A 268-nucleotide genomic window follows, 5' to 3' on the forward strand; every position below is an offset into this window, starting at 1 on the left:
GGTCGGTGGGTCAGCCGCTAAAGACTTCGTCCAGCAGGTAATGCATGGTGGCGAAGGCCCGGGCCGAGGTCTTGGCGTCGTACATCATCTTGCCCGGCAGGTTGGCGTGGGTGTCGGTGAAGGAATGCACCGCGCCACCGTAGCTGACCAGTTGCCAGTCCACTCCCGCGGCGTCCATTTCCGCTTCGAAGGCCGGCAGTTGCTCCTTGGCCACGAACGGGTCCGCCGCGCCGTGCAGTACCAGTACCGAACCCTTGATGTTGTTGGC

1 protein-coding gene is annotated in these 268 nt (G+C 63.8%); it reads right to left on the bottom strand.

Features of this window, described 5'->3' with window-relative positions; translation table 11 throughout:
* Positions 1 to 10: 10 nt before the first annotated feature.
* Positions 11 to 268: dienelactone hydrolase family protein (locus tag SB756_RS30660; protein WP_410913313.1), on the bottom strand; the 258-nt coding region annotated here is incomplete at its 5' end.

The sequence above is a fragment of the Pseudomonas sp. SIMBA_068 genome (assembly GCF_046534705.1).
GTDB classification, from domain to species: Bacteria; Pseudomonadota; Gammaproteobacteria; order Pseudomonadales; family Pseudomonadaceae; genus Aquipseudomonas; species Aquipseudomonas putida.